General features: G+C 72.0%; 14 protein-coding genes. 8 read left to right on the top strand and 6 right to left on the bottom strand.

Features of this window, described 5'->3' with window-relative positions:
• Positions 1–9 precede the first annotated feature (9 nt).
• From ACRDTB_RS13035 to ACRDTB_RS13025, 3 genes are read right to left on the bottom strand one after another with little or no spacing between them, the layout of a single operon-like run.
• Entirely contained in the window at positions 10–1,596 is a 1,587-nt protein-coding gene (locus ACRDTB_RS13035; protein ID WP_431430415.1) for a dynamin family protein, read from the bottom strand.
• A gap of 34 nt (positions 1,597–1,630) precedes the next feature.
• Entirely contained in the window at positions 1,631–2,071 is a 441-nt protein-coding gene (locus ACRDTB_RS13030) for a GntR family transcriptional regulator (protein WP_431430414.1), read from the bottom strand.
• The gene (locus tag ACRDTB_RS13025) at positions 2,068–3,009 is read right to left on the bottom strand and encodes a hypothetical protein (RefSeq protein WP_431430413.1); all 942 of its coding nucleotides are present in this window, start codon (positions 3,007–3,009) and stop codon (positions 2,068–2,070) included. The genes ACRDTB_RS13030 and ACRDTB_RS13025 overlap by 4 nt, the downstream gene beginning before the upstream one ends.
• Before the next feature lie 144 nt (positions 3,010–3,153).
• On the opposite strand from ACRDTB_RS13025, the gene ACRDTB_RS13020 reads away from it, so the two are divergent.
• The 8 genes from ACRDTB_RS13020 (at position 3,154) to ACRDTB_RS12985 (ending at position 11,173) form a co-directional block, all read left to right on the top strand.
• Positions 3,154–4,311, top strand: coding sequence for a sensor histidine kinase (locus ACRDTB_RS13020; RefSeq protein WP_431430463.1), 1,158 nt, complete (start codon positions 3,154–3,156; stop codon positions 4,309–4,311).
• An 18-nt stretch (positions 4,312–4,329) separates the two neighbouring features.
• A complete protein-coding gene (locus ACRDTB_RS13015) occupies positions 4,330–4,986 on the top strand; it encodes a response regulator (protein ID WP_431430412.1) in 657 nt (218 codons plus the stop codon).
• Between the two features lie 225 nt (positions 4,987–5,211).
• Positions 5,212–6,168: an ABC transporter ATP-binding protein gene (locus ACRDTB_RS13010; RefSeq protein ID WP_431430411.1), complete on the top strand. Its 957-nt coding sequence runs from the start codon at positions 5,212–5,214 to the stop codon at positions 6,166–6,168.
• Positions 6,169–6,172: 4 nt separating this feature from the next.
• Entirely contained in the window at positions 6,173–6,934 is a 762-nt protein-coding gene (locus tag ACRDTB_RS13005) for an ABC transporter permease (RefSeq protein WP_431430410.1), read from the top strand.
• 482 nt (positions 6,935–7,416) lie between these two features.
• Positions 7,417–7,956, top strand: coding sequence for a hypothetical protein (locus tag ACRDTB_RS13000; protein ID WP_431430409.1), 540 nt, complete (start codon positions 7,417–7,419; stop codon positions 7,954–7,956).
• Between the two features lie 10 nt (positions 7,957–7,966).
• Entirely contained in the window at positions 7,967–8,674 is a 708-nt protein-coding gene (trmB, locus tag ACRDTB_RS12995) for a tRNA (guanosine(46)-N7)-methyltransferase TrmB (RefSeq protein ID WP_431430407.1), read from the top strand.
• Positions 8,675–8,772: 98 nt separating this feature from the next.
• Positions 8,773–9,852, top strand: coding sequence for a nitric oxide synthase oxygenase (locus tag ACRDTB_RS12990; protein WP_431430406.1), 1,080 nt, complete (start codon positions 8,773–8,775; stop codon positions 9,850–9,852).
• A gap of 22 nt (positions 9,853–9,874) precedes the next feature.
• Positions 9,875–11,173, top strand: a complete 1,299-nt coding sequence (locus tag ACRDTB_RS12985; protein WP_431430405.1) for an amidohydrolase family protein — start codon at positions 9,875–9,877, stop codon at positions 11,171–11,173.
• Positions 11,174–11,481: 308 nt separating this feature from the next.
• On the opposite strand, the gene ACRDTB_RS12980 is transcribed toward ACRDTB_RS12985, so the two are convergent.
• From ACRDTB_RS12980 to ACRDTB_RS12970, 3 genes are all read right to left on the bottom strand, one after another.
• The gene (locus ACRDTB_RS12980; protein ID WP_431430404.1) at positions 11,482–12,162 is read right to left on the bottom strand and encodes an SDR family oxidoreductase; all 681 of its coding nucleotides are present in this window, start codon (positions 12,160–12,162) and stop codon (positions 11,482–11,484) included.
• A 50-nt stretch (positions 12,163–12,212) separates the two neighbouring features.
• Positions 12,213–14,264: a PhoX family protein gene (locus tag ACRDTB_RS12975; RefSeq protein WP_431430403.1), complete on the bottom strand. Its 2,052-nt coding sequence runs from the start codon at positions 14,262–14,264 to the stop codon at positions 12,213–12,215.
• Positions 14,265–14,356: 92 nt separating this feature from the next.
• A partial coding sequence (locus tag ACRDTB_RS12970) for a hypothetical protein (RefSeq protein WP_431430402.1) occupies positions 14,357–14,924 on the bottom strand: 568 nt, incomplete at its 5' end.

The raw sequence follows: 14,924 nt of genomic DNA, 5'->3' as shown, positions 1-14,924 counted from the left end.
CGTCCCCACTCACCCCGCCTGCTCGCGAAGTTGCTGCCAGATCAGGAAGTATGCGCGATGCACGACGTGCGCGACCCGGCTTTGCGCAGGTGTGGCACCGAACGACGCGAACGAGCGCCACCAGCCGGCCCGCTCGAGCGCGTACGCGGACAGCTCCTTGTGCGGGCGGCCCTTCAACCCGAGCTGTTCGCCGACGTCCGCGGTGCTGCCGACCCGCAGCACCTCCTCGGCCAGGTCCTCGGGCATCGCCACCGCCCCGGACGTGACCAACGTGAGGGCCTCGAGCAACCGCAGCTGGTGCGCCTCGGGCTTGGCCAGCAACACCTCGATGGCGTCGTGCACGCGCTGCCGCTCACCCGGGTCGCCCGACGCGTGCGCGAGCGCGGTGACCGACGCCAGGGCGGCGGCCGCCTTGATGCCGTCGGCCCGCGCGCGGAACACCGCGTCGAGCCGGATGCGCACGCCCGCGAGACCGGAGGCGTTGAGCAGCGTGCGGCGCAGCGAGCCGGCGGTGAGCTCCGGGTCGGCCCGCAGCGCGTCGACGGCGCACCGGATGCCGTACAGGTCCAGCGTCTCCAGCAGCCGCGCGCGGGTGCCGCTGGGAACCTCGCACTCCCAGGTGGTGAAGATGTCCGCGGACACCAACATCGTCTCCCAGGTCGCGTCGTCCAATTTGGACAGCGACCGCAGCGCGTCGGCGTCCGCGGAGGTGAACCCGCCGGACTCGGCGGACTCGGCCAAGAGCCCGATCACCGGGATGACGTCGGCCACCCGCGGCTTGAGCGTCTGCGCCTGCTTCTCGGCGAGCAGGCTCGCGGCCTTCCACACGTCGCCGTCGGACCCGGTGACCGACTCGGGCGTGATCGTGTCGGCCTTGTTCAGCACGGCGATGGCGTTGACCGGGCCGGCGTCGCGGCTCGCGGTGGCGGCCGTGAACGCGGCGAGCGCCTGCTGGTCGTCGGCACGCACGCCCTGGGTGACGACGTAGAGCACGGCCTCGGCGCCGGCGACGGCGTTGCGCGAGGTCGGATCGAGCTCGTCATCGGACTCCTCGCCGTCGGACCCGCCGTCGGACTCGTCGGGCTTGCGGTGCTTGGCGGCGCCGAGCAGCTGCTCGGTGCGCTTGACCGAGGCGTCGTCCAGCGAGCCGAGGCCCGGGGTGTCGATCACCGTGAGGTCGCGCAGCACGGCGTTGGTGAGGTAGGCCTCCAGGTGCGACACCTGGTCGAAGTCGACCTCGAGGTCGCCCGGGATCATCCCGCCCGCGTCGAACGGCAGCACCTGCTTGCGGCCGTCGAAGAACACCAGCTCGACGCGGTCGACCGTGCCGTACTGGAAACGGGTGACCAGCCGGGTGCACTCGCCGACGTCGGTGGGCGCGACCCGGCGCCCGATCAGCGCGTTGACGAGCGTCGACTTGCCCGACTTGATCCGCCCGGCCACCGCGACCTGCAGCGGCGCGGACAGCCGGCGCAGCACCTCGCGGAAACCGGCCGCGGTACGCGCGGAGACCTGCGGCTGCAGCCGGGTGCACAGGTGGGCCACCGCGGCCGACAACGGACCGGCGACATGCTGCTGCTCGGTAGCCGTCGTCACGCGTCACTCCCCTCGTGAAAGGCACCACCGTGCATCAGTGATCGTGCCATGACCGCTCAGTCACCGGCGCCTGGTACCGCACATCCAGCGGCCAGGCGGCGAGGACCGCGTCGGCCGCGGACCGCGCGTCGGCACCGAGTGCGGCGGCGCGGGCGGCGTAGTCGGCGGCGAGGCGGGCGAGGGCGTCGGCACGCGGGTCGGCACACGGGTCCGTGGCCGGCTCGCCGGGCACGGCCGCGACCACGGTGCCCGCCCGGCGCGCGGTGCGCAGCACGCCCGCCGCCTCCAGCTCGCGGTAGACCCGCGCGACCGTGCCCGCGGCGAGCCCGAGGTCGCCGGCCAGTTGGCGGATGGCCGGCAGCCGGCTGCCCACCGGCAGCGCGCCGACCCGTACGAGGTGCAGCAGCTGGTCACGAACCTGGCGCCACGGCGCGACCCCGCTGTCCGGGTCGACGACGATTCTCGGCGCGGTCACCGCGGGACGCGCTCGAGCGAGCGCCGGCTCGGCACGGCGAGCCACATCCAGCAGACGAGCGCGCCGGCCAGCACGACGAGGTCGACGATCTCCACGAGGTGGCCGAAGTCGTGCGTGAGCCAGCCGGGCGCGCGCGGCAGCGGCAGCCCGTCGCCACCGTGGCCGGCCAGCATGGCGATCCGCTGCTGGCCGTCGTGGACCAGGCCGGTGAGCCACGGGAACCCGATGGCCACGGCGACCCGCGCGGTCCTGGTTCGCAGCGCGACGTCGACCTCCGCGTCGGACACCGACGGCCGGCGGACCGCGAGGTACACCAGCGCGCTCACGACGGCCAGGCAGCAGGCGACGCCGCCGAGCGTGAACCAGCCGCTCGGCTCGGCCAGCGCGGCGCGGACGTCCGGGTCGAGGTCGATAGTCCAGTCGGTGGGCGGCTGCGGGACACCGTCGGGTGGCAGCGCGGCGAGGTACCGGTCGGCCCACGGCTGTGCCGACAGACCGAGCACGGCGAGCACCGCGGCCCAGCCGGCGAGGACGGCGGTCACGGCGATCGCCCAGGGCGGCACCAGGTCGCGCCAGCCGCGCGGGTCCAGCGTGGCGACCCGGATCCCGCTCACCGGCCGCAGCGTCGCGACGAGCTCGGCGATCAGCATGGCGGCGAGCAGCGGCAGCAGGATGTCGCCCGGCGTCCCGTCGTCGTCCCCGGTGGGCCAGACCAGCCCGGCCACCGGCGGCAGCAGGAGGAACAGCGCGACGTAGAGGACCCGGCGCTGGCGCAGGTACCGGACCGCCTCCCGGATCTGCGGCGCGGTCGGCTCGGCGATGCCCCACGTCCGCAGCACCCGCCGGCCGCTGTGCTCGGTCGGCCAGAGCAGGAGCAGCAGCAGCGCGGCCACGATGACCGAGGGCACGAGCACGCTCGTCACCCAGTGGGAGTCCACAACGGCACCTCTTTGTATCGCCTGATTGATACAAAGCTAGCGGACCCTGTCCACCTCACGGCGTAGCGACCGTACGACCTGCGCCTGACGACGGCCCGCGATCACCTTGCCTACGCTTTGCCCGTGCGCCGGTTAAGCCTGTGGATGAAGGCACACCCGATGGTGGGTGACAGCCTCCTCGCCGGCGCGGTCGCGCTGTTCGATGTGCTGATCTTCGTGGCCCGGGTGGCCAGTCCCGCGGACGAGCCGCCGCCCTGGTACGTCAACGTCCTGATCGTCGTGGGCGTCGTCGTGCCGCTGGTGTTCCGCCGCAAGTACCCGATCCCGGCCGCGTGGGTGGTGCTTGTCGTCGGCATCCCGCACTCGGCGCTCCAGCTGGGCGTGGCGGCCCTGTCCGCCACGTGCATCGCGCTGTACACGCTGGTCGCCTACGTCGGCCGCCGGCCGGCCCTGCTGTACGCGGTGGCGAACGTGGTGATCAGCGTCGTGCAGCTGGGGATCCAGTCGAACACGACCGGGACATGGCTGGTCTCGACGACCGTGTCGATCCTGTCGATCGCGCTGTGCTGGACGCTGGGCGAGTTCGCCGGTGCGCGCCGGGCCTACCACGCGGAGGTCGAGCAGCGGCTGGCGCTGCTGGAGGTCGAGCGGGACCACCAGGCGCAGATGGCGGTGGCGGCCGAGCGCGCGCGGATCGCCCGCGAGCTGCACGACGTCGTGGCGCACGCGGTGAGCGTGATCGTCGTGCAGGCCGACGGCGCCGCGTACGCGATCCACTCGCAACCGGAGCTGGCGGAGCGCGCGGTCAAGACGATCTCCGCGACCGGGCGCGAGGCCCTGACCGAGCTGCGCCGGCTGCTCGGTGTGCTGCGCAGCGAGGAGGCGGGCGAGGAGCGGACCCCGCAGCCGGCGGGCACGCAGTCGCTGTCCGAGCTCGCCGAGCGGGTACGCGCGGTCGGGCTGCCGGTGCGGCTGGAGATCGTCGGCGACGTGGACGACCTGCCGGCCGGTGTGGGGCTCGGGATCTACCGGATCGTGCAGGAGGCGCTGACGAACTCGCTCAAGCACGCCGGCCCCGGCACGAAGGCCGTGGTGCGGGTGGAGCGGACGAACGACGAGGTGCGGCTGAACATCGCCGACGACGGCCGGCAGTCGGTGGGCACGCTGGTCGGGGTGTCCGGCGGCAACGGGCTGATCGGCATGCGCGAGCGGGCACTGGTGTTCGGCGGCTCGCTCGACGCCGGGCCGCGACCGGGCGGCGGCTGGCTGGTTCACGCACGGCTGCCCCTCGCCGTGGACTGAGGCGCTACGTTGGCCCACGTGATCAGGGTGGTGCTCGTCGACGACCAGGAGCTGATGCGCGTCGGGTTCCGGATGGTGCTCGGCGCGCAGGAGGACATGACCGTCGTCGGCGAGGCCGGCAACGGCAAGGAGGCCGTCGAGCTCGCGGGGGAGCTGCGCCCGGACGTGGTGCTGATGGACGTGCGGATGCCGGTGCTGGACGGCGTCGAGGCGACCAGGCTGATCACCGAGCAGGGCTTCGCCAAGGTGCTCGTGATGACGACGTTCGACCTCGACGAGTACGCGCTGTCCGCCCTGCGCAACGGGGCCAGCGGGTTCCTGCTCAAGGACACGCCGTCGGTGCAGCTGGTGTCCGCGTTGCGCTCGGTGGCGAGCGGCGACGCGGTCGTCTCGCCGAGCGTGACCAAGCGGCTGCTGGACCGCTTCCTCGGGGCCGCCGGCGGTCAGCTGCGCGACGCCGCCGTGCTCGACGTGCTGACCGAGCGCGAGCGTGAGGTCCTGCTGTTGATCGCGCAGGGACTGTCCAACACCGAGATCGCCCGCAAGCTGTTCCTGTCCGAGGCGACGGTGAAGACGCACGTGGGCCGCGTTTTGTCCAAACTGGACCTTCGGGACCGCGTGCAGGCCGTCGTGCTCGCGTACGAGACCGGTCTCGTCCGTCCCGGGGAACACTGAGAACTCACTCAGCCACCCTGCGCGAGACTCCCGCCGGAACCCCTACTTCAGGGTGACCACGAATCAGGGTCGGTTTCAGGGTCGTAACGGATACAACCAACCTTTCGGCTGATGGACGCTACTCCCAGAAGTTGACCTGAACTGGCGACCACAGGTGGACGTGCGGAACCCCCGTGTACCGACACCATTTGCGTCAAGGGGAATCAGAACAACCAGGGAGAGACCATGATTGAGGCAGTCGGCCTCAGCAAGCGCTACGGGAAGACGGTCGCGGTGGACGATCTGTCGTTCACCGTCCAGGCCGGACGGGTCACCGGCTTCCTCGGCCCGAACGGCGCCGGCAAGTCGACCACGATGCGGATGATCCTCGGGCTGGACGCGCCGACCGCCGGCGGCGTCCGTATCGACGGCATGCGCTACCGGGAGCTGCACGACCCGCTCCGCACGGTCGGCGCGTTGCTCGACGCGAAGTGGATGCACCCCAACCGAACCGCTCGCGCGCACCTGCGCTGGCTCGCCAGGTCCAACAAGCTTCCGGTCAAGCGCGTCGACGAGGTGCTCGACCTCGTGGGCCTGACCAACGTCGCGAACCGCCGCGCGGGCGGGTTCTCGCTCGGCATGTCCCAGCGGCTCGGCATCGCCGCGGCGCTGCTCGGCGACCCGCAGGTGCTGCTGTTCGACGAGCCGGTCAACGGTCTCGACCCGGAGGGCATCCTGTGGATTCGCCGGTTCATGCACCGGCTGGCCGACGAGGGCCGGACCGTGTTCGTGTCCAGCCACCTGCTCTCGGAGATGGCGCTGACCGCGCAGGAGCTCGTCGTGATCGGCCGTGGCCGGCTGATCGCGCAGTGCAGCACCGAGGAGTTCGTGGCGCAGGCGACCGAGAACACCGTCCTGGTGCGCAGCCCGCAGCTCGCGCAGCTGCGCTCGGCGCTGGGCCAGAAGGGCGCCACCGTCCGGGACGAGGGCGAGTGCCTCGTCGTGACCGGAATGGACAGTGCCACGATCGGTGAGCTGGCCGCGGCCGAGGGCGCCGTGCTGCACGAGCTGAGCCCGCAGCGTGGCTCGCTCGAGGAGGCCTTCATCCAGCTCACCGGCGACTCCGTCGAGTACCACGCCGCGGTCGGGGACGACGCCGACCCGGCCGCGACCGCCGCCGACCTCATGCCTGCCGGGAAGTGAACCGATGACTCTGCTCGCCGTTGAACGCATCAAGCTCTTCACCACTCGCTCGCCGATGTGGTGCACGCTGGTGGCCCTCGCGGTCACGATCGGGTTCGCCGCACTGATCGCCGGCGTCGACACCGAGAACCAACCGACGATCGCGTCGTCCCAGTTCGGTTACGGCTTCGGGCTCGTCGTGATCATGGTGATGGCGACGCTGGCGATCACCACGGAGTACCGCTTCGGCACGATCCGGGCGACGTTCCAGGCGGTCCCGAACCGGACCGCCGCCCTGCTCGCCAAGACCACCGTCGTGGCGCTGTTCGCCGGCCTGGTCGGCGAGGTCGTGGCGTTCGGCTCGGTCGCGATCTCGAAGCTGATCGAGCCCGGTGCCAACCTCGGCATCAACACCGCCTTCGAGTGGCGTGCCACGGCCGGCGTGGGTCTGGTCTACGCCGCGGCCGCGGTGATCGCGGTGGCGGTCGGCGTCCTGATCCGCCACTCCGCCGGCGCGGTGTCGCTGCTGCTGGTCTACTCGCAGCTCGTCGAGAGCCTGGTCGCGCTGATCCCGAAGGTCGGCGACGACATCCAGCAGTGGATGCCGTTCTACGTGGCCAACCGGTTCCTGACCGGTGACCCGGACCCGACGAGCCGGCTCGTCAGCGAGGGCCCGCCACCGTCGAACGCGACGCTGAGCCCGTGGTGGGCGGCCGCCTACTTCGTCGGCTTCGCGCTGGTGCTGCTGACCATCTCGATCTACACGGCCAACAAGCGGGACGCGTGACCGCGTCATGACCATGCCGCGGACCGCCGGGAGGGGAGGCGGATCGGGGCCGCGAACCGGCGGTCCGCGGTAGGCAGGGGGAGAGCCCGGGTCACCTTCGGGGGGTGGCCCGGGCTCCGTGCTGTTCGGATCCGCTCCGCTGTTCGGGTCCGCCGCCATTCGGATGAAGAACGCCGTTCAAGCGTGTGGAAAGTCGCGAGGCGGTAACGGGAGGACGGCCAGGTCCGATGAGTGAGATGGACGGGGCCACGTGCTTTACATCAAACGGTTGGGTTAAGACCACGTTAAGTGATTGTGACCTCGGCCATATGGGGCGGACAACGAGCTGCTCGTCGGGTCATATCGTGGTGAGCAGTCCCGACCGCGCCTCACTCCATAACGTGGGCGTCCTTGGAGGTTGACTTGTGACGGTGGTTGACACCGGCCCGTTTTTCGAAGCCGTCTCCGCGGCTGAGCAACGTCGCTCGTCCAACCCATCGTCGATGTCATCCTCGTCGGCCACCGGCGCCCTGCGCGTGGAGCCGCTGATCGGTCTCGAATGGTCGCAGGCGATCGAGCAGTGGGGCGACGAGGACGCGACGGCGCCCGCCCAGGCCCGGCGATCGTGGTTGCACCGCGCGCCGGAGCAGCAGGTGGTGGCGCTGTACCAGACGATCCGCAAGGCCGACCCGACCGCGCCGGCGCCGTGGTGGCTGCGCGCGATCGCGGCCGGCAACCTGCAGACCCGAGCCGAGGGCTTCGCCGTCGAGGACCGCGTGGCCAAGCTGCTGTCCAGCCGCACGGGTTGGGTCTACGTCCCGTGGAACACCGACGGCGACTCGGGCTACTGGGAGTACGTCCCCTCGGAGCGCACGCTGACCGAGCCGGGCGTGCCCACCACGCTGATGCTCACCGACCGCCACCCCGGCTGGATCGACGTGTACCGGGTGCACGCGGGCCCGGCGCCGGACCCGGTTGCCGTGCGCGGGCTCGCCGACCTGCGCGCGAACCTCGCGTACCTGGAGTCGCTGCCGCCCGCCTAGTGTCGTGCGGGTGGACACGCCCTCCGACATCGCCGGCACGCCGCGGCACCGCACGGTGGTCAGCTTCGTCAACCGCGGTGGGCGGGTGACGGTCGGCCAGGCCCGCGCGTGGGACCGGTTGTGGCCGACGCTGGGCCGCGACGTCACCTCGCTGCCGCCTGGCGCGCTCGACGTCGACGGCTGGTTCGGCCGGCCGGCACCGGTGATCCTGGAGATCGGGCCCGGGATGGGGGAGACGACGGCGGCCCTGGCGCAGGCGGACCCGTCGGTGAACCACCTGGCGGTCGACGTGTACCAGGCCGGCCTCGCGCAGCTGATGATGCGGGCCGAGGCGATGGGCATCGACAACCTCCGGCTCCTGCGCGGCGACGCGGTGGTGTTGCTGGAGCGGAACGTCCCGCCCGGCTCGCTCGCCGGCGTGCGGATCTTCTACCCGGACCCGTGGCCGAAGAAGAAGCACCACAAGCGCCGGCTGGTGCGGCCCGGGTTCATGGCGCTGGTGGCGTCCCGCCTCGAGCCCGGGGCGCGAGTGCATCTCGCGACCGACTGGGCCGACTACGCCGAGCAGATGCTCGCGGTCTGCGAGGCGGAGCCGCTGCTGCGCAACGTCCACGCGTCGTGGGCCCCACGACCGCGGTGGCGGCCGCGGACGAAGTTCGAGAGCCGGGCCGAGGAGGAGGGACGCGTCAGCCGCGATCTGATCTTCGAACGGGTATGAACCGTTCGTCGACCATCCACGGTGCGTAGTGGCCCCTTGGCAGACAACACACGACCAGGTAATCGAGCCTGTCCCCAGTTGGGCCGATATCCACGAACGTGACCGCACTGCGCGACGAGGCCCTCCCGCCCCCACGACCCCTCGCCGCCGCCGGACGACAGTCGCAGCGTGCCGGCGATCCCGCGGCGGCCGGCCGCCGGTCCATGTCCACATATCTCGCCGCCGAGGAGTTCCTGCGCGCGTTCCACCGCGCGCGCCCGAAGGCCGGCCAGGTGGAGGCGCGACTCGCGAAGGTGCGCGCGGAGATCGCCGCGACCGGCACCTACCGGCACAAGCCGGCCGAGCTGGCGTTCGGGGCCCGGCTCGCGCTGCGCGACAGCGGCTGGTGCCCGGCCGACGTGCCGTGGCGCGGCCTGCTCGTGCGGGACCTGCGGGAGATCCGCGACAGCGCGGAGGTGGCCGCACAGTGCGTGCAACACCTGCGCGCGGCGACCAACGGCGGCCGGGTTCGCCCGATGGTCAGCGTGTTCGCGCCGGACACCCCGTGGCGGCCGGGCCCGCGGATCCGCAACGATCAGCTGGTGCGCTACGCGGGCTACGCCGAGCCCGGCCGCGTGGTCGGCGACCGGCGTTATGTCGAGTTCACGAACGCCGTGTGCCGGCTCGGCTGGCGGCCACCGACCGGGCGCGGCGCGTTCGACAAGCTCCCGCTGGTGGTGCAGACCGCGCACGAGGGCGTCTCGCTGCACCCGCTGCCGCGCGACGTCGTGCGTGAGGTGGCGCTAGAGCACCCGGAGCTGCCGTGGTTCGCCGGCCTGGGGCTGCGCTGGCACGCGGTGCCGGTGATCAGCAACATGCGGCTGGTGATCGGCGGCATCACGTACCCGGCCGCGCCGTTCAACGGCGTGTACATCTGCCAGGCGATCGGCGAGGACGTGTTCGCGGATGACGGCGCGTACGGCCTGGTCCGGCACATCGCCGAGCGGCTGGGCCTGGACGTGTCCTCGGAGCGCACGCTGTGGCGGGACCGGGCGACCGTGGAGCTCAACCGCGCGGTGGTGCACTCCTTCGACGCGGCCGGCGTGACCATCCAGCACACCGTGGCCGGCTTCCTGCCCGCGACCGTCGCGCCGAACCGCCCGGCGTTCGTGGCATGGGACGACGAATCGGTGCGGTGAGCCGCCTGGCAGGATCGCGCGCATGCGTCTCCGTGCCCCGATCGTCCTGCCCTGTGACCAGGCCTGCTCGGTACTGCGCGACGCGGTCGTCGACGTCACCCCCGACGGCCGCCTGGGCTACGTCGGCCCGCTCGCCGGCGCGCCGGCATCCGACGCTCCGGTCCGCTCGCTGCCCGGCATCCTGCTCCCGGGCCTGATCAACGCGCACGCACACAGCCCGATGACCGTGCTGCGCGGGATGGGCGGCGACCTGCCGCTGATGCGCTGGCTGACCGAGGTCGTCTGGCCGGCCGAGGCGAAGCTGACACCGGCGGACATCGAGGCGGGCATGCTGCTGGGTTCGGTGGAGATGCTCCGCGGCGGCATCACCACGAGCGTGGAGCAGTACTTCCAGACCGACCACCTGGTGCGCGCGCTCTCCGCGACGGGCCAGCGGGCCGTGGTAGGCGCGGCGGTCGTGGACACACCGGGCCACAACTGGCGAGCGCAGCTGGACGAGATCAGTGCCAGGATCGACGTCGACGGCCGGTTCTGCGACCGGGCCGGCCGAGTCGAGCTGGCCTACGGCCCGCACGCGGCGTACACGCTGTCGCCGGAGGCGCTGACACTGGTCGGCGAGGCGGCACGGGCGCGGGACGCGCTCGTGCTGATCCACGTGGCGGAGTCGGCGGAGGAGGATGCCGCGCAGCGGGCGAAGTACGGTTCGGTGCCCCGCATGCTGCGGGAGGTCGGGCTGTTCGGCGGCCGGGTGCTGGCCGCGCACTCGATCCATCTGTCCGATGAGGACATAGCCGAGCTCGCCGCCGCCGGAGTCGGGGCGGCGCACTGCCCCGGCTCGAACGCGAAGCTGGCCTCGGGCATCGCGCGGGTGACGGCCATGCGGGCGGCGGGCGTGGCGGTGGGCCTGGGCACTGACGGCCCCGCGAGCAACGACGACCTGGACCTCTGGGAGGAGATGCGCCTGGCCGCCATGTTCGCCCGCTTGTCCACAATGGACTCATCCGCGCTGGTGGCGGCGGACGTGCTGCTGATGGCCACGAGGGACGGCGCCGAGGCGATCGGCCGCGACGACGTCGGCGTGCTGGAGACGGGCCGCTGGGCGGACCTGGTGCACGTCGGCGTGGACGACCCGGCGTTCGCCGCGGGCCTGGACGTCCCCGACGAGCACCTACTGGCGAACCTGGTGTGGGCCGCGGGTGCCCGCCTGGTGCGGGATGTCTGGGTCGGCGGCGAGAAGGTGGTCGCCGACCACGAACCGACCACAGTGGACAGAGCAAAGGTCCAGGCTACGGCCGGAGAGGTGACCAGCCGCCTCCGCTGACACCGGCACTCGCGCGCGGCCGCGGGGTGGCCTCCGGCCCCCGAAATCCAGCGTACCGACCCCGACCGACGATTCCGGGGCGCGGACGCGGAACTGTGGACACCGGCCCGCATTGTGGACAACCTCGCGGGGGTCCCCCTGATTCCAGTCTACTTGCGACCACCGACACGAAGGGCCGGTGACGCCGAGACCTGTGGACAACTCGGGACTCGCGGGGGCCCCCCGCTTTCCAGTCTATTCGTGACCACCGACGGAAAGTGGGCGTCGGCGACGGCCTGTGGACAACCTCGCGGGAGTCAGCGCGGGAGTCAGGGGCGCTGGCGGATGATCAGTTCGTGGACGTGGGCGTCCGGCGGGGTCGCGATCGCTGCCTTGATCATGCCCGCCACCGAGGCCGGATCCATGTACTTCGCCGGCTCGAAGTCGCCGCCCTCGAAGGATCGGACCACGCGCTGCATGTCCGTCGCGGTGCGGCCCGGGTGGACCGACGTGACGCGCAGCGTCGGCTCCTCGGCGCGGAGGACGTCGGCATACGCACGAAGGGCGAACTTGCTCGCCGCGTACGGGCCCCAGCGGGGGTTCGCCTTCAGCCCGGAGCCGGAGTTGATCAGCACCACGTGGCCGGCGGCCGCGCGCAGGGCCGGCAGCAGCAGCCTGGTCAGCTCGGCCACCGCCACCACGTTGACCTCGTACGAGTCGCGCCAGTCGGCGGCCGACACGTCCGTCAGCGCGCCCAGGCGGGACACGCCCGCCGAGTGCACGAGAACCTCCAGACGACCAACCCCGGTGACCGCCTCGCGGACGGCGGCGAAGTCGGTCAGCTCGACCGGCCACGGGCGGGCACTCGGCAGGTCCGCCGCGACCGCGGCCAGCGCGGCCTCGTCTCGACCACCCAGCAGCAGGTCGTGCGTGTCCGCCAGGGCGGCGGCCACCGCCGCGCCGATGCCCCGGGACGCGCCGGTGATCAGGGCCAGTGGCCGGTCGGTCATGGCCCAACAGTACGAAAGGGCCGCGCTCCGCCGGAGCGCGGCCCGTTCCGCTACCGCTTCTCGTACACCGCCACGACCGACGGGCGTGGTTGGCTGTCGCCGCCCTCCGGCCAGTGGGACGCCGGATTGTCGGCACTCGCGTCGTCGACCTCGCCCGGGTGCTGCACCGACACCAGCACGAAGTCGTCCTCCACCACCGGACCGCAGGTCTCCGCGCCGATCGGCACCGTGAGGAACTGCTTGACGTACCCGCGCTCGCGCCCCTCCACCGGCACCGCGAACAACCCGTCGTTGGTCTCCAGCGCGTTGCCATCCGTGGAGATCCACAGGTTGCCCTTGCGGTCGAACGCCACGTTGTCCGGGCACGAGATCGGGCTGACCTGCGACTTGTCGTAGCCGGCGAAGTACGTGTCCGGCGAGTTCGGGTCGCCGCACACCAGCATCAGCTGCCAGGCGAACCGCGTGCCCGTGTTGTCCCGGCCGGACTCCGCCAGCTCCAGCACGTGCCCGTGCTTGTTCGCCACCCGCGGGTTGACCTCGGTCGCACCCTCCTTGTCCGGTGCGCCGCGGTCGGTGTTGTTCGTCAGCGCCGCGTACATCCGGCCGGTCTTCAGGCTGGGCTCGACGTCCTCCGGGCGGTCCATCTTCGTCGCGCCGACCGCATCCGCCGCCGTCCGGGTGAAGACGTAGACCTCCTCCGCGGTGAATTCGTCCACAAAGGACCTGTCGTTGTGGGCGAGCGGGATCCACTCGCCCACGCCGTCGAACTCGCCGTCGGACGGGAGGGTGCCGGAGCCGTCGATCTCCTCGGGCGGGCTGTCGCCGGTGAACTTCGCGACGTACAGCGTGCCCGTGTCGAGCAGGCGCTTGTTGTGCTCGCGCACGTGGCGGCCGCCGCCGCGCTTGAGCCGGCCGTCCGAGACGAACTTGTACAGGTACTCGAACCGCTCGTCGTCACCCATGTACGCGACGACCCGGCCGTCCTTCGCCACGATGACGTTCGCGCCCTCGTGCTTGAACCGGCCGAGCGCGGTGCGCTTGAGCGGGTTGCCGGTCGGATCCTGCGGGTCGATCTCCACGATCCAGCCGAACCGGTTGGCCTCGTTCGGGTCCTGCGCGAGGTCGAAGCGACGCTCGAAGCGCTCCCACTTGCGGTCCGACGCCTCTGCCGGGAATCCGTAGCGGGCCAGGCGTGCGCGCGCCTGCGGGTCGGTGACCGCGTCGGCGTTGCCGAAGTACTGGTGGATGTTCTCCTCGCCGGACAGGATCGTGCCCCACGGCGTGAGCCCGCCCGAGCAGTTGTTCATCGTGCCCAGCACGACGGTGCCGGTCGGGTCGGCTGAGGTCTTGAGCAGGTCGGACCCGGCGGCCGGGCCGCGCACGGTGAACGGGGTGTTGAGCGTGATCCGGCGGTTGTACCGCGGGTCCATCACCACCTCGAGGCGGCCGCGGCGGTTCTTCTCGACCACCACGACCGACAGCCCGTGCGCGGCGAGGCCGATCTCGAACTGCTCGCGGGTCGGGTTGTCGGCGTCGTAGCCGTGGAACATGAAGAGCTCGCTGGAGTACTCGTGGTTGTTGACCATGAACCAGCGGTTCCGGCGGCCGGGCACCTCGACGAGGCCGCAGTAGTCGTTGTTGAAGCCGAACTGCATGGCCTGGGCGGCCGCGGTCTGGTTCGCGAAGTCGAACTCCGGCGCGCCGGGCATCACCGGGTCACCCCACTTGATCAGCACCTCGTGCTCGTAGCCGCGAGCCACGACGACCGCGTCCTCGGTGTTGGGCGCGACCGGCTCGAAGTCGAGCCCGGTGCCGCCGTGGCCCTGGCCGGTGGCCTGGCCGTTCGGCCGGGGTGCGGCGGCGGCGCTGGAGCCGAGCGCGGCCACGCCGGCACCCGCGACGGCCAGCACGGCGCCGGCCTTGAGCAGCTTGCGCCGGGCGACGATCTCGCCGACGACGTCTCCGAAGTAGGTGTTGCCGGACGTGTTGGGCGCCTCGTGGGCACAGGCGTTCCCACACCGGTATCGGCAGGTCACCGCCGCCCGGCCCAGCGGATGGTTGGGCAGGAGCGGAAGGAGCCGGGACTTTTCGGGGGATGACACGCGAAGCCTCCTGGTCAGTCGGAACGGGGTGACCGTAGGAGAGCGGAACCAGTGGGACAAGGGCATCGCGTGAACGACGTGCGACCGAGGGGTCAGCCGATCGCTTCCGCCAGGACCCGGCCGCGGCCGTCCCGCGCCGTGTAGCCGAAGCCGACGACCGGGCCGGCGAAGTCGGCGAGGAACGCGGCCGCGTGCTCGTTGCGGTCGAACTCGGTCACCGTCACCGGTGACCCGTCGCCGCGCCTCGCGGTCAGCGTGACCACCCGCGGGTCGGTGAGGAAGACCAGCCGCTTCGCGAGCATCCCGGTGTCGTCGGCCGGGTCGCCGTTGAGCAGTTCGCGGCTGTGCACCAGCGAGTCGCCGGGCCAGGTCGGCACCGGCTCGCACGTCGGCCGGACGGTCGGCTCGCCGGGCGGCACGATCATCGTGCAGTACCGGTCGCCGCGCAGGTACCCGAACGCGCGTAGCGACTCGCCGTCCCGCACGACCTTGCCGAGCTCGGGGAGGTCCGGCTTGGCCTCGGCGGGCGCCGAGCCGGCTCCGGTCGGCCTGCGGGCCGGCCCGTCGCCCTGACTCACGAAGATCGGCGCGAACACCGCGGCCACGGCGACCACGGCGGCGGCCGCGGTGAGTGCCGGTGCGCGGCGGCGTGCCCGGCGC

It is taken from the genome of Actinophytocola sp. (assembly GCF_050699935.1).
In the GTDB taxonomy this organism is placed as follows: Bacteria; Actinomycetota; Actinomycetes; order Mycobacteriales; family Pseudonocardiaceae; genus Actinophytocola.
This window is presented reverse-complemented; position numbering and strand designations above follow the sequence as displayed.

Coding starts and splice junctions, on each gene's coding strand:
- ACRDTB_RS13020 (WP_431430463.1), top strand. CDS start 3,154: ATGAAGGCACACCCGATGGTGGGTGACAGCCTCCTCGCCGGCGCGGTC.
- ACRDTB_RS13010 (WP_431430411.1), top strand. CDS start 5,212: ATGATTGAGGCAGTCGGCCTCAGCAAGCGCTACGGGAAGACGGTCGCG.
- ACRDTB_RS13005 (WP_431430410.1), top strand. CDS start 6,173: ATGACTCTGCTCGCCGTTGAACGCATCAAGCTCTTCACCACTCGCTCG.
- ACRDTB_RS13000 (WP_431430409.1), top strand. CDS start 7,417: ATGTCATCCTCGTCGGCCACCGGCGCCCTGCGCGTGGAGCCGCTGATC.
- ACRDTB_RS12985 (WP_431430405.1), top strand. CDS start 9,875: ATGCGTCTCCGTGCCCCGATCGTCCTGCCCTGTGACCAGGCCTGCTCG.
- ACRDTB_RS12980 (WP_431430404.1), bottom strand. CDS start 12,162: ATGACCGACCGGCCACTGGCCCTGATCACCGGCGCGTCCCGGGGCATC.